This window comes from Nocardia sp. CA-145437 (assembly GCF_050956485.1).
Lineage (GTDB): Bacteria > Actinomycetota > Actinomycetes > Mycobacteriales > Mycobacteriaceae > Nocardia.
Map to the genome: position 1 here is coordinate 6,704,170 of NZ_CP191204.1, position 19,890 is coordinate 6,724,059.

Sequence of the window (19,890 nt, forward strand, 5' to 3'; positions counted from 1 at the left end):
GTGCCGCCTAGCCGAAGAGCCAGTTGACACCCTTGATGAACGCCACATCCAAACCGCTGATGTACGCGATGATGAAAATCACGAACACCAGGACAACGCTCGTATAGGTGACCATCTGCTTGCGGTTGGGCCAGATGACCTTGCGAAGTTCCGCGATGACTTCCTTGAGGAACTTCATCAGGCTCTTGAACGGATTGCCCGAACCGCTCTGCCCGGCCTTCTTGCCTTTGCCGGACTGCTTGGTGGCTGCCTTGGCCGAATCCGACGGTCGTTCGATCGTCGCGACGGCGCTGGACGACGCGGCGCGGGTGCGCCGGGCGGACCGCTTGCCGCTCGGACGAGCCACCGCGGCGGTGTCGTCGCCATCTTCGTGGCGAGTGTCCCGCTCGTCGCTCACGTCGATCCTCTCTAAGTCGGCATCCAGGGCAGGGGCGACAGGACTTGAACCTGCAACCTGCGGTTTTGGAGACCGCTGCTCTGCCAGTTGAGCTACGCCCCTTCGGCTGGACGGGGTTGCTTCCAGCCACTGTTCTTTTCAGTTGTACTACAGGGTCATTTCATACAACACGCGCCGCTCCTCGGAGCAGCGCGCATCGGCTGGTGACCCCAGATTTTCGAGTGTACGTTACCCCGACTGACGATCGCCAATCGGGGTGTCGCGGCCTACCCGGGTTTCCGGTCAGCCGAGCTGCACCGTCGCGGTGGCGCGACCGAAGATCTTGCGGCCCTCCGACTTCGCCACGATGGCGATCACCGCGGTGCGGGTCTCGGGGTCCACCGACTTCACCTTGCCGGTGTACTCGATCTCCGCGGGACGGTCGACCGGGACGTACACGGGGCTGGTGAAGCGGACGTTGTACTCCTTGACCGAACCCGGGTCGCCCAGCCATGAGGTGACGAAGCCGCCGCCCAGGCCCATGGTCAGCATGCCGTGCGCGACAACGTTTTCCAGGCCGACCAGCTTCACGACGTCGTCGCTCCAGTGGATCGGGTTGGCGTCGCCGGAGACGCCGGCGTAGTTCACCAGGTCGCCGCGGGTCAGCAGCACGGTGCGGGCGGGCAGTTCGTCACCGGCGGCGACATCCTCGAAGCGGCGGGTCTGCGCGCTGGCCACCACGGTGCTGGCCGGCAGCGCCGCCACGGACTGGTCGGGGGTGTCGACCTCGATGGGCTCGCCCGCGTCGGCGGCGTCCGGGCCGACCCCATGCATGAGCACATTGCGCACGGCGTCACCGATATTGGGGTCGATGTCACCGCCGCTGCGGCCGATCAGGGTGGTGTAGGTGGTGAGCACCAGTTCGTCGTTCTGGGCCAGCACGTCATTGCGGGTGACGATGATGTCGCCGCCGAAGGCCTGGCGGAACGAGTGCAGGTAGACGACGCAGGACAGCTGGTCCCCGGCCCTGATCGGACGGTGGAACTCCAGGATCTGGTCCGTCTGCATGATCTGGCTCAGGTCGTAGCCGGTGACGATCTGCTCGAAGAGCTTGCGCTGGGCCAGGATTCCGACCAGCGAGATGAAGGTGAGGGGGGCGACCAGGCCGTCGTGACCGTGCGCGGCGGCGGCGTCCTCGTCCCAGTGCACCGGGTGGTAATCCTGCACCGCGCGGGCGTACTCGCGTACTTTCTCGCGGCCGACCTCGTAGTAGTCCTCCACCCGGTAGTGGTGGCCGACCATGGCGGCGGCGTGCGCGGCAGGGTCGAAGAGCTCGGATTCGACCATATCGGCCTCGATATCAATCTCAGTGTTGATCGTCACGGCAGGAAGTCCCTATCTGCTCCCAGGAAACGGGAACGGGCGAGAGCGCAGAACCACCGGTATATACGCCAAGTGCCGGACCGGGTCCCTTGTCCCTTTCTAAGAGACGAAGTGACTTACCGATCCGGCACTCTGTCCACGCGGTCGATTCGCGCGGGATTAAGTTAGCGAGACTCGCGATGCGCCCGGTGGGTACCGCAGTTCGGGCAGAACTTCTTCAGCTCGAGACGGTCCGGGTCGTTACGCCGATTCTTCTTGGTGATGTAGTTGCGGTGCTTGCACTGCTCGCAGGCCAAGGTGATCTTTGGCCGGATATCAGTGGACTTCGCGGCCACGATTGCCTTCTTTCCGGTCAGCCTGATTGGGATATCAGTATGTAGCGATGGCCGGACTTGAACCGGCGACACAACGATTATGAGTCGTTTGCTCTACCGACTGAGCTACACCGCCATCTGGTGTCGGTACTTGACGGCGGGGAGGTCCCGGGTCCTGCTAGGAGAAGCCGAGCCGTTCACCACCGGCAATCCGGCGAGCCCCCTAACGGAATCGAACCGTTGACCTTTTCCTTACCATGGAAACGCTCTGCCGACTGAGCTAAGGGGGCGTGTCTGTCTTGCTCCGGTCTGGACCGGGGCGCTGACGACTTGAACGAGATTACACACATCCCCGCGCACTCTCCAAACCGCCTGGTCATCGACCGTTTTCGAGACCGGGTAGATGCCCCAGGCCGCAGGACGGACGGCCTGCCGTGGACTACGCGCCTAGCCCGTCCGGCGCGGCGCGCCCCGACCCGCGAAACGCAAAGAGCCCCGCAGACTTCTGTCTGCGGGGCTCTTGCAGTGGCGGATGAAGGATTTGAACCTCCGAAGCATTACGCGGCTGATTTACAGTCAGCTCCCTTTGGCCGCTCGGGCAATCCGCCGGGGTACGCCTTCCAGCGCTTCAGCAGAATACCCTGAACCCACGCCCGGAATGCAAACCGGCTGGATACAGCCATGCCGGAGCGGCTAGCGTCGGTGTTGGAACATCCCGAATATCCGGTCTCGGACAGGAGAAGAGTGTGGCGGATTCGTCGTTCGATGTGGTCAGCAAGATCGATCGCCAGGAGGTGGACAACGCCCTGAACCAGGCTGCCAAGGAGCTGAGCCAGCGCTACGACTTCCGCGGCACCGGGGCGAGCATCGAATGGTCGGGCGAGGAGAAGATCATCCTCAGCGCCGAGTCCGAGGACCGCGTGAAGGCGGCCCTGGACGTGTTCAAGGAGAAGCTGATCCGCCGCGACATCTCGCTCAAGGCGTTCGACGCGGGCGATCCGCAGGCCTCCGGCAAGGTGTACAAAATCACAGGCACCCTGGTCCAGGGCATCACCACGGAGAACGCGAAGAAGATCGCCAAGAAGATCCGTGACGAGGGCCCCAAGAGCGTGAAGGCGCAGATCCAGGGCGAGGAATTGCGCGTCAGCAGCAAGAGCCGCGACGACCTCCAGTCGGTCATCTCCCTGCTCAAGGGCAGCGACTTCGAGATCGCCCTGCAGTTCGTGAACTACCGCTAGGAGCGGTGGGACAGGTTGGGGGCTTCGCCCCCACACCCCCGAAGAAGGGATCCCGGGGGCATGGCCCCCGGCCTCCTCACTGGCGGGGGCCGCCCGCCAACTCCTCGAGGCGGGCGATGCGGTCCGCCATCGGGGGGTGGGTGGAGAACCAGCGGGCCATCTTGTCGCCGGCCCGGAAGGGGTTGGCGATCATCAGATGGGACTGGGCGGTCAGCTGCGGTTCGGGGGGCAGCGGGGCGGCCTGGGTGCCGCGTTCCAGTTTGCGCAGGGCCGAGGCGAGCGCCAGGGGGTCGCCGGTGAGTTCCGCACCGTCCTGGTCGGCCTGGTATTCGCGGGAGCGGGAGACGGCCAGTTTGATGAGCGTGGCCGCGATCGGTCCCAGCAGTGAAACCAACAGCAGCGCAATGACATTCGGACCCTCGCCATTGCGGTTGCCGCCGCCGAAGGCGCCCGCGAAGAAGGCCAGGTTGGCCAGGCCGGAGATGACCGAGGCGAGCGCGCCCGCGACCGACGAGATCAGGATGTCGCGGTTGTAGACGTGGGACAGCTCGTGCCCCAGCACCGCGCGCAGCTCCCGTTCGTCGAGGATCTGCAGGATTCCGGTGGTGCAGCAGACCGCGGCATTGCGCGGATTACGGCCGGTGGCAAAGGCATTGGGCGCGTTGGTGGGGCTGATGTACAGGCGCGGCATGGGCTGGCGGGCGGCCGTGGCCAATTCGCGCACGATGCGGTACATGGCGGGGGCTTCCAGCTCGGTGACCGGCTGCGCGTGCATCGCCTTCAACGCCAGCTTGTCGCTGTTGAAGTAGGCGTAGGCATTCATGCCCACCGCCAGCACGATCGACAGGATCAGGATCGTGGGGCTGCGGAAGAGCGCTCCCACGAACACGATCAGCGCCGACATCCCGACCAAGAGTCCGAACGTCTTCAACCCGTTCGCATACCCGTGACTGTGCAATTCTTGCCCTCCGCTTCGCTCCGGGCGGGTTCGCGGCCCTGGAGGTCTCGTTCTTCCCTCCCTCCGCTCGGTCCGGAACGAGACGGGCCGCGAACCACCAAGTGGCGCCCATACGGGTCGTTACACCTGGTCAACGATACGGGCCGGGAACAGGTTCCCCCGGGAGCGTCAGCCGACCCGTTCGATGGTGTAGCGGACCAGCTGCTCGAGCGCGTCGTTGGCCGGGCCGCCGGGCAGGGCCGAGAGTTCGGCGTGGGCGATGTCGGCGTAGCCATGCAGCTTCTCCTTGGCCAGCACCAGGCCGCGCGAACGCGACAGCAGGTAGAGGGCCTCCTCCACGTCGGCGTCGGTCTGCGGCGGGGTGGCCAGCAGCTTGCGCAGACGGTCACCCTCGGCGCCCTCGTCGCGCAGCGCGTAGAGGACGGGCAGGGTGTGCACGCCCTCGCGCAGGTCGGTGCCGGGGGTCTTGCCGGACTGCTCGGACGCCGAGGAGATGTCGATGATGTCGTCGGCGATCTGGAAGGCGGTGCCCACGGCGTCGCCGAGGCGGGCCAGGCGTTCCACGTGGTCCAGGCTCGCGCCGGAGAAGGTGCCGCCGAAGCGTCCGGCGGCGGCGATCAGCGAGCCGGTCTTCTCCCACACCACGCGCAGGTAGTGCTCGACCGGGTCCTGGGACTGCCGGGCGCCGATGGTCTCACGCATCTGGCCGGTGACCAGCTCGGCGAAGGTCTCGGCGATGATCCGGACCGCGTCCGGGCCGAGGGTCGAGACCAGGCGGGAGGCGTGCGCGAACAGGTAGTCGCCCGCGAGGATGGCGACGGAGTTGCCCCAGCGGGAGTTCACGCTGGGGGCGCCGCGGCGCATGGAGGCCTCGTCCATGACGTCGTCGTGGTACAGGGTGGCCAGGTGCACCAGTTCCACCACGGTGCCCGCGACGACCAGGTCGGGGCTGGTGGGGTTGGGGCCGAGCTGGCCGGTGAGGATGGTGAACAGCGGGCGGAAGCGCTTGCCGCCGGCCTTGGCCAGGTGCAGCGCCGCTTCCTGCAGGAATTCCTCGCCGTCGGACAGCTCGGTGATGAGCAGGTCCTCGACCTCGATCAGGCCCTTGCGCACTGTGGCGGCGAGCTCGGGATCGCCAAGATCCACCCCCGCGACCACGGTGCTCTCATCGCTCACAGCTGATGCGCTCATTTCTTCTCCCAGTGCCGCGTCCGACCCCACGCCAAAGAACCTAGCGTGTGCGTCGATCACCCCCTATGGACACCACCGTAGTGCGACCAACGAAACACCCGCCACGCGAATCGAAACGCCCGGCGGCGAACCCCGGGGCAAATATGCGCGCGCGGTGATGTGCTGCGAGTATTGGTCGCATGGGTTCATCGGAAGTCGCGCCCGAGCAGGGGAAATCGTCGGATGTTCTGCCGGCGCACGCCGATATTCTGGTCGTCGGCGCTGGTCCCGCCGGGTCCGCCGCGGCCGCGTGGGCGGCGCGCGCGGGACGGGACGTGCTGATGACCGATTCGGCGCTGTTCCCCCGCGACAAGACCTGCGGCGACGGGCTCACCCCGCGCGCCACGGCCGAACTGGAGCATCTGGGGCTCGGCGACTGGGTGCGGGCGCACACCGTGAACCGGGGCCTGCGGATGGCCGGGTTCGGGCGCGAGGCCCTGCTGCCCTGGCCCAACGGGTCCTTCCCCACCTACGGAAGTGCCGTTCCGCGAACCGAACTCGACGACAAACTGCGCGAGACCGCGGTCAAGGCGGGGGCGCGGATGGTGGACGGCGCCAAGGTGGTCGAGGTGGCCCGCGAGGGCGACCGGGTCACCGGCGTGACCATCAAGACCGACGGCGGGCTGCGCGCGGTGTCCTGCAAGACGCTGATCGTGGCGGACGGGGTGCGCTCCCCCGTCGGCAAGATGCTGGGCCGCACCTGGCACCGCCAGTACGCGTACGGGACCGCGGCGCGGGCGTACATCAAATCCGAGCGCAGTGACGACGAGTGGATCACCTCACATCTCGAATTGCGTGATGCGAACAATGAATTGATTCCCGGTTACGGCTGGGTCTTCCCGCTCGGCAATGGCGAGGTGAATATCGGCGTCGGTTCGCTGGCCACCGAAAAGCGGCCCTCGCATATCGCGTTGAAGCCGTTGCTTCAGCACTATGTGTCGCAGCGGCGCGCGGAATGGGGTTTCGAGGGCGAGGCGCGGGCGGTGGCGTCGGCGCTGCTGCCGATGGGGGGCGCGGTGTCGAACCTGGCCGGGCGCAACTGGGCGCTGGTCGGCGACGCCGCGGGCTGCGTGAACCCGCTCAACGGCGAGGGCATCGACTACGGCCTGGAGGGCGGGCACATGCTGGCCGGGCTGCTGGACCAGCCGGACCTCACCCATATCTGGCCGGACCTGCTGCGGGAGCGCTACGGCCGCACCTATTCGGTGGCGCGGCGACTGGCCGGACTGGCCACGCATCCGCGCACGGTGCCGCTGGGCGGGCCGCCGCTGATGCGGTCGAAGCTGTTGCAGCGCACCGCGGTCCGAGTGATGGGCAATCTGGTGACCGACGAGGACCTGGATCTGACCGCCCGCCTGTGGCGGGGCGCGGGGCGGGCCTCGATGCGGATCGACAAGCTGCAGCCGTTCTCGTGAACGCCCGGCCGGTTCCCGAGGAGCTGCTGCCGCATCTGCGGCGAGCGCGGGATCTGGCCGACCGGAATTACGCGGAGCCGCTGGACCTGGACAGTCTGGCGGCGGCCGCGGGGGTGTCGAAGTACCACTTCCTGCGGTGTTTCGCGGCCACCTACGGCAAGACGCCCGCCCTGTATCTCGCCGAGCGGCGGATCGAGCGGGCGCAGGATCTGCTGCGCGCCACCAATGTGACGGTGACCGAGGCCTGCATGCTGGTGGGCTACAGCAGCCTCGGGTCGTTCAGTCGTAAATTCACCGACCTGGTGGGGATGTCGCCCTCGGAGTATCAAGCGAAGTTCGCTGCCGAGGGGGCACCCCATATTCCCGGTTGCTACGTCTTCATGCACGGTCTCTCGGATCGGAAACGCGCGGACTGACGCGACCCCGTGGCGAGGCCACGGGGTCGCGGGGTGAATTCAGCTGGGCGCGGGTCTCATCGAGACGGCAGCACGTGGATTCCGGTCTTGTCGGTGGAGAGGGCCAGCGAGCTGATGTACTGGATCTCGCCCTCCGGTCCCGGCACCGCGGACGCGATCATGTCGGGTCGCTCGAACTCCATGCCGGTGACGACGCAGGTCAGCGTCTCCCCCGACGGGTTGCCGTGCTCGTCGAACATGGGCAGGTCGATGCCGTCGTGGTCGCGGCGCAGGTAGTACTTGCCCTTGGTGAGGAAGGCGGTGAGCGGGGTGGCCAGGAACGAGACCAGCACGGCCACGATGGGCGAGTACGGCTTCAGGGTCTCGCCGAAGATCCCGAAGAAGGTCATGATCGACAGCGCCGCCGACAGGCCGAAGCCGACCAGGCCGACCGGGTTGAAGTCGTAGAGCATGCCGCGGCGGAACTCCGGTTCCTTGGGCGAGAGCTTCAGGAGGTACTTGTTGATCGCGATATCCGTTGCGACGGTGACGATCCAGGCGATACCGCAGTTGGCGTAGAAGCCGAGGATGTTGTTGAGGAAGTCGAACATGTTGGCTTCCATCAGGATCAGCGCGATGGCCAGGTTCAGGCCGAGGAACACGATCCGGCCCGGGTAGTTCTTGGTGACGCGGGTGAAGGAGTTGGTCCACGCCAGCGAACCCGAATACGCGTTGGTCACATTGATTTTGATCTGGCTGATCACGACCAGCACCACGGCCAGGGTCATGGCCAGCCAGGACGGCATCATGTCGCGGTAGATCTCGAGGAACTGGTGCACCGGCTGGTTGGCGATGTCCTGCGCGCCGGGCAGGTTGGCGATCAGGTAGACCGCCAAGAAGAGGCCGACGACCTGCTTGATGGCGCCGAACAGCACCCAGCCGGGTCCGGCCAGCAGCATCCAGCCCCACCACTTTCGGGCGTTCTCGGGTGTCCGGGGCGGCATGAAGCGCAGGTAGTCGATCTGCTCGGCGATCTGGGCGATGAGCGAGAGGCAGACGCCGGCGGCGAGCAGCGCGCCGGACAGGCTGACGCCCTTGCCGTCCTGACCGCCGTAGGACAGGAAGGCTCCCACCGAGTCGGGGTGGCGGACCAGCAGGAAGCCGAACGGCAGCACCATCAGGATCAGCCACAGCGGGGTGGTCCACACCTGCAGTTTGGCGAGGGTGTTCATGCCGTAGATGACCAGCGGGAAGATCATCACCGTGGACACCAGGTAGCCGATCGGGAGCGGCACGTGCAGGCCGAGTTGCAGGCCCTGCGCCATGATCGAGCCCTCGAGGGCGAAGAAGATGAAGGTGAAGGAGGCGAACACGATGTTCGTCACCACCGAGCCGTAGTACCCGAAGCCGCTGCCGCGGGTGATCAGGTCCAGGTCGACGTTGTAGCGGGCCGCGTAGTAGGCCAGCGGGAAGCCGGTGATCATGATGATGATCGCGAAGATGCCGATGCCCAGCAGCGCGTTGCCGGTGCCGTTGGCGATGCCGATGTTCGCGCCGATGGAGAAGTCGGCCAGGTAGGCGATGCCGCCGAGCGCCGAGACGCCGACCACCGCCGGACTCCATTTCCGGTAGCTGCGGGGCGCGAACCGCAGCGTGTAATCCTCCAGCGTCTCCTTGGACGCGGCCACCGCGTTCGCCGTGGGGGTTTCGACTTGAACCACCGGCACTCCTCGTTCGGGCTCGTCGCGAGCTGTTTTCCGATTCGAGGGTGGTCAGCGATTGTTGATCTTGGCTTTCCGGACGATTGCACGGCTGTTACGGCGACCTCACTGAGGTTCCGAGTGTGTGAACTCAGCAATCCGGGCGTGAATCGCGCAATTTCGGAGAAGCCGGCGGCGGGGGCTCGTCCATAGCCTGGAAACCATGACGACCATTACCAATGTCTCGCTCGTGACCGTCTACGTGACCGACCAGTCGGCCGCCAAGACCTGGTACATCGACAAACTGGGTTTCGTCGAGGGCAGCGATGTCACCATGGGCGACAACGGCTTCCGCTGGGTGACGGTGGCGCATCCGGATCATCCGGAGCTGGAGGTGACGCTGATGATCCCGGGTCCCCCGCTGGACGACAATCTCGCCGAGGCCATCCGCCGGTCACTGGCCAACGGCACGCACGGCGCGCTGGGCCTGCGAACCGACAACTGCCAGAAGACTTTCGACGAGCTCACCGCCAAAGGCGTGGAGTTCGTGCAGCCGCCCGCGGAGCGCCCCTACGGCGTCGAGGCCATCATCCGCGACAACTCCGGCAACTGGCTGGTCCTCACCGAGCCACGGGAGTTCGATCCGAACTTCGGGCAGTAGCGACCGGGCCCGTGGATGCGGGACCACCCCCGCATCCACATTCCCGGGATCAGGCGTTCTGTGCGGCGAACCAGGTTTCGACGGACTTGCGTTCGCTGTTCATGACCTTCTTGAGCAGGTTCTCGACCAGCGGTTCGATAGCCCCGCCGACCAGCGGGACCTTCACGTCGACCGTGCCGGTGGCCTCGATCTCGGAACCCTCGGCGGTGGGCCGCAATTCGAACGCGCCCGCCATCTCGGTGGTGATGCCACCGGAGCGGCCGCTGAAGCTGCCCCGCGCGACGCCGTCGGTCAGCGGACCCCAGGCGTCGGTGCGCTCCAGCATGAGCTCGCTCTTGAGGACCTTCTTGACGATGCCGGGAATCTGGTCCTCGGGGGCCTTTTCGGTCATCTGGATCCGAATCGTGCCGGGCCCGTCCGGGTGGGTGAGCTCCAGCGTGGCGGTCGGCGCCGCCGCGAAGCGGGACTGCCACATCTCGTCATTGGTGAGTGCCCGGTGAAGCTCTTCGACCGGGATGCTGTACTGCACGGTGAAGCTGAATTTTCGGGACATGGCGACGACCGTAGCCCAGCGATGGAATAGCCTGCTGAAGTGTCGGAAACTAGCCAGTCTCCCAGGACTGAACAGCGGCAGGCGGTTCGGTGGCGGCGGGCTCGGCTCGGGATCGTCATCGCCGCGGCGACGGTCAGCTTCCTGGCCGTGCTGCTGGTGCTCGCGGCCTGGCGCGACGACCATCTCATCAATAGCGATCGGGGCGTGACCAGCGCCGAAGTGCTCTCGGCGGGCACGCTGCGGTCCGCGGTCATCTTCGTCACCCCCGACGGCGAGACCCACAACCCGAAGACCGGCGTGCTGTACCCGACCAAACTGACCGCCGGCGAGCGCATCAATGTCGAATATCGGCGCAGCGATCCCGATCTGGTCCGGGTGGCGGGTCGCGATGCCCGTGTCGCCGTCATCCCCGCACTGTCGGTCATCGTGGTCGCCTGGGCCATCGCCATCCCCGCCCTCTGGCTGCTCGGCTCGCCCCCGACCCGCTGGCTCGGCGCACTGCGGGCCCGCGTGCGAACTAGGCTGCGACAATAGACAGTCCCGACATTCGCCCAAAGGTTCGCGGCCCGTCTCGTTCTGGACTGAGCGGAGCGGAGGAGCGAAGCGGAGGAGCGGAGGGAGGGAAGAACGAGACCTCCAGGGCCGCGAACCCGCCCGGAGCGAAGCGGAGGGCAAAATAAGCACCGTGGCGAAAATCAGGCAGCGGGAGTCGTTTCGGGCCCAGCTGGACAAGCAGCCGAACGAGGTCGCGTCGATGTTCGACGGGGTCGCGAAAAGGTACGACATCACCAACACGGTGATGACCGGCGGCATCGACCGGTACTGGCGGATGGCGACCCGGAAAGCCCTGGCGCTGCGGCCCGGCGAGCGGGTGCTGGATCTGGCCGCCGGAACCGGCGTCTCGACCGTGGAACTGGCCAAATCCGGAGCCTGGTGCCTGGCCGCCGACTTCTCCCAGGGCATGCTCGCGGCCGGACGCTGGCGCAATGTGCCCATGGTCGCCGGTGACGCCATGGCCCTGCCCTTCGCCGACGACTCCTTCGACGCCGTCACGATCTCCTACGGGCTGCGCAATGTGTCCGACCCGGACCTGGCGCTGCGCGAGATGCTGCGGGTGACCAAGCCCGGCGGGCGGCTCGTGGTGGCCGAGTTCTCCACCCCCACCCTCCCGCCGTTCCGGACGGTCTACATGGAGTACCTGATGAAGGCGCTGCCGCAGGTGGCCAGCGCGGTCAGCTCCAACCCGGACGCCTACGTGTACCTGGCCGAGTCCATCCGGGCCTGGCCCAACCAGCCGCAGCTGGCCATGCGGATCGCGGACGCGGGCTGGTCGGCGGTGAAGTGGCGCAATCTCACCGGCGGCATCGTGGCGCTGCACCGCGGCTACAAACTGGGCTGACGACCGCCTCCGACCTGTGGCGTTGCTCACGATAGCGAGATCGGCCCCCACCTCACAGCCGCGAAAAATGGCTGTGAGGTGGATTGTCATCTGCCGATAACTTTCGGTAAATCCCCCGCAACTCGGGGTGGCTTAACTCGGAACCATGCCCGAACAGCCGACGCCCCCGACGAGCACCCGGACCGCGTGCTCGTACTGCGGGGTGGGCTGCGGCATCACGGTGGAAACCACCACCGGCCCGCTCGGGCTGCCGGTGATCGCCAAGGTCAAGGGCGACAAGGAACACCCGGTCAATGCCGGTCGACTGTGCACCAAAGGCAACACCCACGCCGAGATGATGGCCGCGCCCGGCCGCATGGAGACCGCGTACCGCCGCCCCGAACGCGGCCAGCCGCCCGTTCCCATGCCGGTCGACGAGGCCGTTCACGAAGCCGCCCAACGACTTCGCGTGATCCTCGACACGGATGGACCCGACGCCATCGCGCTGTACGTGTCCGGCCAGCTGTCGATCGAGGCCCAGTACCTGGCCACCAAACTCGCCAAGGGCCACCTGCGCACCGTGCACATGGAAGCCAATTCGCGGCTGTGCATGGCCAGCGCGGCCAGCGGTTACAAGCTGTCGCTGGGCGCGGACGGGCCGCCCGGCTCCTACGACGACCTCGACCACGCCGACCTGTTCTTCGTGATCGGCGCGAACATGGCCGACTGCCACCCGATCCTGTTCCTGCGCATGGCCGATCGGCTCAAGGCGGGAGCGAAACTCATCGTGGTGGACCCGCGGCGCACCGACACCGCCGCGCGCGCCGACCTGTTCCTGCAGATCAAGCCGGGCACCGATCTGGCACTGCTGAACGGGCTGCTGCACCTGCTGGTCGAGAACGGCGACATCGACGCCGACTTCATCGCCGAGCACACCGAGGGCTGGGAGGACCTGCCCGACTTCCTGGACGCCTACACCCCGGACCTGGTCGCCCAGGTCACCGGGCTCGCCGAGGCCGACATCCGCACCGCCGCCGAGTGGATCGGCGCGGCCGGCGAATGGATGTCGCTGTGGACCATGGGGATCAACCAGTCCACGCACGGCACCTGGGCCACCAACACCATCATCAACCTGCACCTGGCCACCGGCGCCATCTGCCGCACCGGCAGCGGGTCGTTCTCCCTCACCGGGCAGCCCAACGCCATGGGCGGGCGCGAAATGGGTTACATGGGACCGGGACTGCCGGGCCAGCGCAGCGTGCTCGCCGACGCCGACCGGGCCTTCGTGGAAGCCGAATGGGGACTGGAACCCGGCACCATTCGCGCCGAGCCCGGGCCCGGGTCGATCGAGATGTTCCGCGGTCTGGCCGACGGGCGGATCAAGGCCTGCTGGATCATGTGCAGCAATCCGGTCGCCTCCATGGCCAACCGGCGCACCGTGATCGCCGGGCTGGAGGCCGCCGACCTGGTGATCGCCCAGGACGTGTACACCGACACCGCCACCAACGCCTACGCCGACCTGCTGCTGCCCGCCACGCTGTGGGCGGAGGCCGATGGCGTGCAGGTGAATTCGGAACGCAACCTGACCCTGCTGCAGCGCTCGGTCGAGCCGATCGGCGACGCCCGGCCGGACTGGCAGCTCATCGCGCAGATGGCGACGGCGCTCGGCTTCCCCGGCTTCGACTACGCCTCCAGCGCCGAGATCTTCGACGAGATCCGCCGCTTCGCCAACCCGGCCACCGGATACGACCTGCGCGGCATCGACTACGACCTGCTGCGCGCCGGACCCGCGCAATGGCCGTGCCCCGATCCGGCCCAGCGGCGCAACCCGATTCGCTATGTGAACGACGGCGTCAGCCAGGCCCTCTTCACCGACGCGGACGGGAACACGCCCCGCCTGGCCTTCGCCACCGCGAGCCGCAAGGCCGTGTTCTGGCCGCGCCCGCACCTGCTGCCCGCCGAGATGCCCGACGAGGACCACCCGTTCGTCCTCAATACCGGCCGCCTGCAACACCAGTGGCACACCATGACCAAGACCGGGAAGGTGGCGAAACTGAACAAGCTCAACGGCAAGCCGTTCCTGGAAGTGCACCCCGACGACGCCGCCCGCCTCGAGGTCCGCGACGGCGACCAGCTCGAGATCGCCTCGCGCCGCGGCCGCGCCGTGCTGCCCGCCCTGCTCAGCGACCGCGTCCTGCCCGGCACCTGCTTCGCGCCCTTCCACTGGAACGACGAACAGGGCGAATACCTGACCATCAACGCCGTCACCACCGACGCGGTGGACCCGATCTCGCTGCAACCGGAGTTCAAGGTCTGCGCGGTGCGCCTGCGCAAGGTCGCGGCCCTGAGCACGGCGACGACCGGCGACCCCGAGACGGAAACGGACGCCGCCGGACGGATTCCGGCCACACCCGAGCTCGGCGGCGCACCCGTGCCCGCGGTCGGCGGCGTGGATCTCGGCGGCCCGCATCCGCTGGCGGTCATGCTCGGACTGGAGACCGCCACCGCGCCCACGCTCAGCGAGGTCGAGCGCATCTACCTGGGCGGGTATCTCGCGGCGCTGCAGAGCCTGCCGGTCAGCGGGGTACCGGTGCTGCCGACCACCGCGCCCATCTCCGACCGCAGCCGGGCGTGGATCGACGGCCTGCTGGGCGGGATGTACTCCCGTGGCGCGCAGCCGCTCTCGGCCGGGGTCGCGGAGGTGTCGATCGGATTCGCGGCGGACGTGGGCGCCGGATTCACCGGCCGGTCCGACGGCGGCGAGAGCGCGGAGGCTCCGGCGCGGACCGTCACGATCCTGTGGGCCTCGCAGACCGGAACCGCGGAGGATCTGGCCGCGGCCCTGACGACTCATCTCGTGGAGTCGGGCTTCGCGCCGCGGCTCCTGGACATGGACTCGGCCGAACTGTCCGATCTCACCGGGGATGTGCTGGTCATCAGCAGCACCTTCGGCGACGGCGGGCCACCGGACAATGGCGCGGACTTCTGGGAACGATTGAACGACAGCGCGATCCGGCTGACCGGGATGCGCTTCGCGGTGTTCGCGCTCGGCGACTCCTCCTACGACGACTTCTGCGGCCACGGCCGCAAGCTGGACGAACTGCTCGCCCAGCGCGGCGCGACCCGGCTGCTGCCGCGCGTGGACAGCGAGCCCGACCACGAGGACGTGTCCGCGGCCTGGTTCGACGCCGTGACCGGCGTGCTCGCGGACGCAGCGGGCGACGCGGCCATCGGCGGCGGGAACCGAGGCGGGTCCGGTGCGGGACCGCGGGGCGGACATTCCACGCCGCCCTTCGGCGCTCCGGGCGGCCGGGGTTCCGGCGGCGCGTCCGTCGGCGGCACGCCCACCTGGAACGCTGCCGGTCGTGGCGGCGCGGGCGCTTCGAGCCCGCTCGGACACGGTGCCGGCGGCCCCGGAAGCGCCCGGGGCGCAACGGCTGTCGCTCCGGTTCGGACCGGCGCCGCCGCGCCATTCACCCGGAATTCTCCGGTGCTCTCGAAACTGGTTCGCAATGAATTGCTTTCCCGCGAAGGTTCCGGGAAAGAGGTGCGGCAGTTCGGGTTCGATCTGAGTGATCCGGAGACCACCTACGAGGTCGGGGATTCGCTGGGCATTCGGCCCGCGAATTGCGAGTCACTGGTGCGGGAATGGCTGGCGGCGACAGGTCTCGACGGCCATCGGCTGATCGAGATCGACAATGGCGAGCTACCGCTGGCCGAGGCGCTGCGCACGCATTACGACATCACGCGGGTGAGTGCGGATCTGTTGTCGTTCGTGGCCGAGCACAACGCCAATCCACGCCTGGCCAAGCTGTTGCGCCGGGACAATCGCAATGAGCTGGACGGATATCTGTGGGACCGGCAGGCGGTGGACGTGCTGCGCGATTTCCCGGTGCGGGCCGATCTGGTCGAGTGGCTGGGCGCGCTGAAGAAGCTACAGCCGCGCCAGTATTCGATCTCGTCGAGTCCGCTGGTGAGCCCGGACGAGGTGCAGCTGACGGTCGGCGTGGTGCGCTACGGCGATCCGGCGGCCATCGGGTCGGCGGCCCGGCGCGGCGGCGTGAGCTCGACCTTCCTGGCCGATCGCGCGCATGCCGAGGTGCCGATCTTCCTGCAGCGGGCCCCGCACTTCCGGCCGCCGCTGGACCCGACCGCGCCGATGATCATGGTGGGCCCGGGCACCGGCATCGCGCCGTTCCGCGGCTTCCTGCAGGAGCGCCGGGCGCTGGGGTGCACGGGCCGCAACTGGCTGTTCTTCGGCGATCAGTACGCGAAGGACAATTTCTATTACCGGGCCGAGCTCGAGGACATGTTCCGCTCCGGTTTCCTGACCCGGCTGGATCTGGCGTTCTCGCGCGATCAGCGGGAGCGGATCTACGTGCAGCACCGCATGATCGAGCACGGCGCGGAGTTGTGGGCGTGGCTGCGTGAGGGCGGGCATTTCTACGTGTGCGGTGACGCGGCGCGAATGGCGAAGGACGTGGACGACACCCTGCTGAGGATCGCGCGCATTCACGGCAAGCTGAGCGAGGACGGCGCGCTGGCGTTCAAGAAGCAGCTGGTGGCGGAGAAGCGGTACGTGCGCGACGTGTACTGACTGGTTCGATTCCGGCACCTCAAATGTGAAACTGTGGTATTTGTAACTCGCCCGTCCAGTCTCACCGGCGGGCGAGCCGTCCCGCGACGGCTGCCAGCAGCACGAAGGGCCGGGAGCGTGAACGGTCGGATCAGTCGAATCACCGGACGAATCGCGGTGGCGGCCCTCGCGGCCGCCGCGACCCTGAGCCTGGGCTGCGTGCCCGCCGGCGCGGACCCCACCGCAGCCCCCGTCGCCCCCGGCGTCAGCGTCCCCGACTTCAAGACCGAGGACGGCTCCTACATCAAGAGCGTCGCGGCCCTTGACAGCCGCCATGTTGTCTTCACCGTCTACTCCGCGGCCATGAACCAGACCTTCCCGGTCGATGTCCAGCGCCCGGCCGACACCTCCGAACCCGCGCCCACGCTGTATCTGCTCAACGGCGCGGGCGGCGGCGTGGACGCGGCGACCTGGCAATTGCGCACCGACGCACTGGATTTCCTGTCCGACAAGAACGCCAATGTCGTGCAGATTATCGGCGGCGCGTTCAGCTGGTACACCGACTGGATGCAGGCCGACAAGTCGCTCGGCGTGAACAAGTGGTCCACCTACCTCGGCAAGGAACTGCCGCCGCTGATGGACGCGGCGCTGGGCAGCACCGGCAACAACGCCATCGCCGGGATCTCCATGGCCGGTCTGCCCGTGCTGAATTCGGTGATCTTCAACCCCGGCCTGTTCAAGAGCGCCGCCGTCTACAGCGGCTTCTTCCAGACCACCACGCCACTGGCCCGCGAGGCCATCAAGATGGTCACCGAGCTCTACGGCGGCGGCAAGGTCGAGAACATGTGGGGCCCCGAGGGCGGCCCGATGTGGGCGGCCAACGACCCCACCCTGAACGCCGAGAAACTGCGCGGCACCAACCTTTTCATCTCCACCGGCAACGGCATCCCGGGCGCGTTCGACATGCCCGGGGCGCGCGGCCGCATGGAGAAGCCCGAGGACACCGCCAAAACGGTCGCGCTGGGCTCGCTCATCGAGGCCAATTGCGAACTGTCCACGGTGATCCTGCAGAAGCGCCTGGAATCCATGCGCATTCCGGCGACCTTCGAATTCCGCAGCAGCGGCACCCACATCTGGGGCTACTGGCAGGACGACCTGAAGGCGTCGTGGCCGGTGCTCGCGCAGGGTCTGTTCCCGCCCGCGTAACCGCCTACACGACAGGCGGATTGACGCGCGCGAAGTCCCCCAGCCGGTAGTACGGGTAGTAGGGGTAGGGCGGCGTCACCGCGCTCACCTTGTCCAGCCGGGCGATCTGCTCGGCGTCCAGGCTCCAGCCCACCGCGCCCAGATTCTGGCGCAACTGCTCCTCGTCGCGCGCGCCGACGATGACGGTGGCCACGGTCGGGCGGCGCAACAGCCAGTTCAGGGCGATCTGCGGGACGGTGCGGCCGGTTTCGGCGGCGATCTCGTCGAGCACGTCGACCACGTCGTAGAGCAGCTCGTCGTCGACAGGCGGCCCGGCCTCGGCGGTCTTGTGCAGGCGGCTGCCGGGCGGAAGCGGTTGGCCGCGACGGATCTTCCCGGTGAGCCGCCCCCAGCCGAGCGGACTCCAGACCACCGCGCCGACACCTTGGTCCAGGCCCAGCGGCATGAGCTCCCATTCGTAGTCGCGCCCGGCGAGCGAGTAGTACACCTGGTGCGCGACATAGCGCGGGAAGCCGTGCCGGTCCGCGGCTGCCAGGGATTTCATCAGCTGCCAGCCCGCGAAGTTGGAGGCGCCGACGTAGCGGATCTTGCCGGAGCGCACCAGCGAGTCGAGGGCCGAGAGCACTTCCTCGACGGGCGTGCCCGCGTCGAAGGCGTGCAGCTGGAACAGGTCGATGTGCTCGACACCGAGCCGGCGCAGCGAGCCCTCGACCGCCGAGATCAGCCGGGCGCGACCGGATCCCGCGTCGGCCGGGCCCGGCCCGGTGGGCAGGGTGGCCTTGGTCGAGATCAGCACGTGGTCGCGGCGGCCCCGGATCGCCTCGCCCAGTACCTCTTCCGACGCGCCGTCCGAGTAGACGTCGGCGGTGTCGAACAGGGTGACGCCCGCGTCCAGGCTGATGTCCACCAGGCGGCGGGCCTGGGCCGCGTCGGTGTCGCCCCAGGCCGAGAAGAGTTCGCCGCGGCCGCCGAAGGTGCCCGCGCCGAAACTCAGGGCCGGAACCAGCAGACCGGACGCGCCGAGCCGACGGTATTCCATGATCACCACTCCTAACGGAACCATAGTTTCATTAACACCGAGGACGCTACACTCGTCTCGCCGCAAACGGAACTGGAGACCCGTTATGAACCAGGACACAGCGAGCCCCGGCTCGGTCCGCCCCGGTGGACGCACCGCGCGCGTCCGCGAATCCGTGCTGCGCGCCGCGGGCGACCTGCTGGCCGAACGCGGCTACGCCACCCTCGATCTGGCCGAGGTCGCGACCCGCGCCGAGGTCGGCAAGACCACCGTCTACCGCCGCTGGCGCACCCCCGCCGGACTGGTCTCCGACCTGCTCGCCGAGATGGCCGAAACCTCACTCCCCCACAGCGATACCGGCACCCTGCGCGGCGACCTGGTCGCCAATGCGCGGCTGGTCGGGAAGACCCTCACCGACCCCCGGCAGGGCCGCCTGTTCCGGGCCGTCATCGCCGCCGCCACCAGCGACGACACCGCGGCCGCGGCGCTGCGCGCCTTCTACGACACCCGGCTCACCGAATGGTCGCCGTGCGTCGAAGCCGCCGCCGCACGCGGCGAGGTTCCGGCCGGAACCGACCCGCGCGCCGTGCTTTCCGCCGTCTCCGCCCCGCTCTACTACCGCCTGCTGGCCAGCGGCGACCCGGTCGACGAGGCCACGATCACCGCCGCGGCGACGGCCGCCGCCCTCGCCGCCGAACAGGGCGTATTCGTCTCCGGCACAGGGCGATCCGCGCCCTGAGTCTGCCGTCCCGGGGCGTGGGCGCGACCCCTCGCCGCGCCCGCGCCCCGGCTCCGAGCCCTGATCAGTCCCGGGTCCAGGCCGGATCGCGGCCGGTCAGTCCCAGGACGCGGTCCAGCAGCGGCGCCTCGGCCGGAATGTCGACCACCGGCCCGAAGAGTCCCGGGATGCCATCCCTCGGGGTGTCGCGCAGCATGCCCAGCAGCACCGCGAGATCCGCGCCGGCCGGATCGTAGGGTCGCTCCGTCGCGCGGGCCAGGTCCCAGCCGTGCACGATCAGCTCGTCCAGCGCGAACTCGGCCATCGTCGCTGCGGGGGCGAGGATGCCGCCGACCTCGGTCTCCCCCGACCACGCGGCCGGTTCGCGCCAGGCCGCCACCAGCGACTTCAACTGCGCCGGAATGCGGTCCCGCCAGTCCCCGGGCAGGGTCCCGGCACCGGGCTCGGGCGGCTGCGAGCGGCCGATCATCTCCTTGGTGGCGCCCTGACGGAAGCCCTCGGTGAAGCCGAGCACGTGGACCAGCATGTCGCGAACGCTGATCCCGGACGGCGTGCGGCGCTCGAGGTCGGCGGCGGAGACGGCGGCGACCACCGCCTCCAGCCCACCCGCGGCGGCTTCCAGATCGAATTCCGGAGTGGTCATGGTTCCTCCCGGAGGCATGCCGAACCGCCGGTGCGGCCCGGTCGGTCATAAGGACGGGGCGGGGCCGCGGAATTCATCGCCGGGCGCGCGAATGCGCTTGCACCGCC

General features: G+C 68.1%; 18 protein-coding genes and 4 tRNA genes. 9 read left to right on the forward strand and 13 right to left on the reverse strand.

Annotated features, from left to right (window positions below):
* Window positions 1-7: 7 nt before the first annotated feature.
* The 7 genes from secE to ACQPYY_RS30955 form a co-directional block, all read right to left on the reverse strand.
* On the reverse strand, window positions 8-397 hold the full coding sequence (gene secE / locus ACQPYY_RS30925) for a preprotein translocase subunit SecE (protein ID WP_379092323.1): 390 nt from the start codon (window positions 395-397) through the stop codon (window positions 8-10).
* Between the two features lie 29 nt (window positions 398-426).
* Window positions 427-499: transfer RNA gene (locus tag ACQPYY_RS30930), tRNA-Trp, on the reverse strand.
* A 180-nt stretch (window positions 500-679) separates the two neighbouring features.
* Window positions 680-1,723: a fused (3R)-hydroxyacyl-ACP dehydratase subunits HadA/HadB gene (locus tag ACQPYY_RS30935; RefSeq protein ID WP_379095700.1), complete on the reverse strand. Its 1,044-nt coding sequence runs from the start codon at window positions 1,721-1,723 to the stop codon at window positions 680-682.
* A 200-nt stretch (window positions 1,724-1,923) separates the two neighbouring features.
* Window positions 1,924-2,094: a 50S ribosomal protein L33 gene (rpmG, locus tag ACQPYY_RS30940; protein WP_029925945.1), complete on the reverse strand. Its 171-nt coding sequence runs from the start codon at window positions 2,092-2,094 to the stop codon at window positions 1,924-1,926.
* Window positions 2,095-2,136: 42 nt separating this feature from the next.
* A tRNA-Met gene (locus ACQPYY_RS30945) sits at window positions 2,137-2,209 on the reverse strand.
* An 81-nt stretch (window positions 2,210-2,290) separates the two neighbouring features.
* Window positions 2,291-2,363 (reverse strand) — tRNA-Thr (locus ACQPYY_RS30950).
* 236 nt (window positions 2,364-2,599) lie between these two features.
* Window positions 2,600-2,681 (reverse strand) — tRNA-Tyr (locus ACQPYY_RS30955).
* 138 nt (window positions 2,682-2,819) lie between these two features.
* Here ACQPYY_RS30955 and ACQPYY_RS30960 point away from each other — a divergent pair.
* Complete coding sequence (locus ACQPYY_RS30960; protein ID WP_357281786.1) at window positions 2,820-3,311, forward strand: YajQ family cyclic di-GMP-binding protein; 492 nt, start codon at window positions 2,820-2,822, stop codon at window positions 3,309-3,311.
* 76 nt (window positions 3,312-3,387) lie between these two features.
* Here ACQPYY_RS30960 and htpX read toward each other — a convergent pair whose 3' ends face one another.
* Window positions 3,388-4,269, reverse strand: a complete 882-nt coding sequence (gene htpX / locus ACQPYY_RS30965) for a zinc metalloprotease HtpX (protein WP_379092320.1) — start codon at window positions 4,267-4,269, stop codon at window positions 3,388-3,390.
* A gap of 168 nt (window positions 4,270-4,437) precedes the next feature.
* On the reverse strand, window positions 4,438-5,460 hold the full coding sequence (locus tag ACQPYY_RS30970; protein WP_357281789.1) for a polyprenyl synthetase family protein: 1,023 nt from the start codon (window positions 5,458-5,460) through the stop codon (window positions 4,438-4,440).
* Window positions 5,461-5,639: 179 nt separating this feature from the next.
* Between ACQPYY_RS30970 and ACQPYY_RS30975 the strand changes: the two genes are divergently transcribed.
* The gene (locus ACQPYY_RS30975) at window positions 5,640-6,914 is read left to right on the forward strand and encodes a geranylgeranyl reductase family protein (protein ID WP_433591944.1); all 1,275 of its coding nucleotides are present in this window, start codon (window positions 5,640-5,642) and stop codon (window positions 6,912-6,914) included.
* Window positions 6,911-7,330, forward strand: coding sequence for a helix-turn-helix transcriptional regulator (locus tag ACQPYY_RS30980; RefSeq protein WP_379092313.1), 420 nt, complete (start codon window positions 6,911-6,913; stop codon window positions 7,328-7,330). Before ACQPYY_RS30975 ends, ACQPYY_RS30980 begins: the two co-directional genes overlap by 4 nt.
* Before the next feature lie 56 nt (window positions 7,331-7,386).
* On the opposite strand, the gene ACQPYY_RS30985 is transcribed toward ACQPYY_RS30980, so the two are convergent.
* Window positions 7,387-9,036, reverse strand: a complete 1,650-nt coding sequence (locus tag ACQPYY_RS30985) for a purine-cytosine permease family protein (RefSeq protein WP_433591945.1) — start codon at window positions 9,034-9,036, stop codon at window positions 7,387-7,389.
* 196 nt (window positions 9,037-9,232) lie between these two features.
* On the opposite strand from ACQPYY_RS30985, the gene ACQPYY_RS30990 reads away from it, so the two are divergent.
* Entirely contained in the window at window positions 9,233-9,670 is a 438-nt protein-coding gene (locus tag ACQPYY_RS30990; protein ID WP_433591946.1) for a VOC family protein, read from the forward strand.
* Window positions 9,671-9,719: 49 nt separating this feature from the next.
* Here ACQPYY_RS30990 and ACQPYY_RS30995 read toward each other — a convergent pair whose 3' ends face one another.
* The gene (locus ACQPYY_RS30995; RefSeq protein WP_379092304.1) at window positions 9,720-10,223 is read right to left on the reverse strand and encodes a DUF2505 domain-containing protein; all 504 of its coding nucleotides are present in this window, start codon (window positions 10,221-10,223) and stop codon (window positions 9,720-9,722) included.
* Window positions 10,224-10,262: 39 nt separating this feature from the next.
* On the opposite strand from ACQPYY_RS30995, the gene ACQPYY_RS31000 reads away from it, so the two are divergent.
* From ACQPYY_RS31000 to ACQPYY_RS31015, 4 genes are all read left to right on the forward strand, one after another.
* Window positions 10,263-10,757 (forward strand): DUF3592 domain-containing protein, encoded by a 495-nt coding sequence (locus ACQPYY_RS31000; RefSeq protein WP_379092301.1) that lies wholly within the window; start codon window positions 10,263-10,265, stop codon window positions 10,755-10,757.
* A gap of 151 nt (window positions 10,758-10,908) precedes the next feature.
* Window positions 10,909-11,622 (forward strand): demethylmenaquinone methyltransferase, encoded by a 714-nt coding sequence (locus ACQPYY_RS31005; RefSeq protein ID WP_379092298.1) that lies wholly within the window; start codon window positions 10,909-10,911, stop codon window positions 11,620-11,622.
* Between the two features lie 145 nt (window positions 11,623-11,767).
* Window positions 11,768-16,198: a molybdopterin-dependent oxidoreductase gene (locus tag ACQPYY_RS31010; RefSeq protein WP_433591947.1), complete on the forward strand. Its 4,431-nt coding sequence runs from the start codon at window positions 11,768-11,770 to the stop codon at window positions 16,196-16,198.
* A gap of 117 nt (window positions 16,199-16,315) precedes the next feature.
* A complete protein-coding gene (locus ACQPYY_RS31015) occupies window positions 16,316-17,383 on the forward strand; it encodes an alpha/beta hydrolase (RefSeq protein ID WP_433591948.1) in 1,068 nt (355 codons plus the stop codon).
* 4 nt (window positions 17,384-17,387) lie between these two features.
* Here ACQPYY_RS31015 and ACQPYY_RS31020 read toward each other — a convergent pair whose 3' ends face one another.
* Complete coding sequence (locus ACQPYY_RS31020) at window positions 17,388-18,422, reverse strand: aldo/keto reductase (RefSeq protein ID WP_433591949.1); 1,035 nt, start codon at window positions 18,420-18,422, stop codon at window positions 17,388-17,390.
* Between the two features lie 85 nt (window positions 18,423-18,507).
* Here ACQPYY_RS31020 and ACQPYY_RS31025 point away from each other — a divergent pair, with 85 nt between their 5' ends.
* A complete protein-coding gene (locus ACQPYY_RS31025) occupies window positions 18,508-19,140 on the forward strand; it encodes a TetR/AcrR family transcriptional regulator (RefSeq protein WP_433591950.1) in 633 nt (210 codons plus the stop codon).
* 64 nt (window positions 19,141-19,204) lie between these two features.
* On the opposite strand, the gene ACQPYY_RS31030 is transcribed toward ACQPYY_RS31025, so the two are convergent.
* Window positions 19,205-19,783 carry a TIGR03086 family metal-binding protein gene (locus ACQPYY_RS31030; RefSeq protein WP_433591951.1) on the reverse strand — a complete coding sequence of 193 codons (579 nt, stop codon included), beginning with the start codon at window positions 19,781-19,783 and terminating at the stop codon, window positions 19,205-19,207.
* Window positions 19,784-19,890 lie beyond the last annotated feature (107 nt).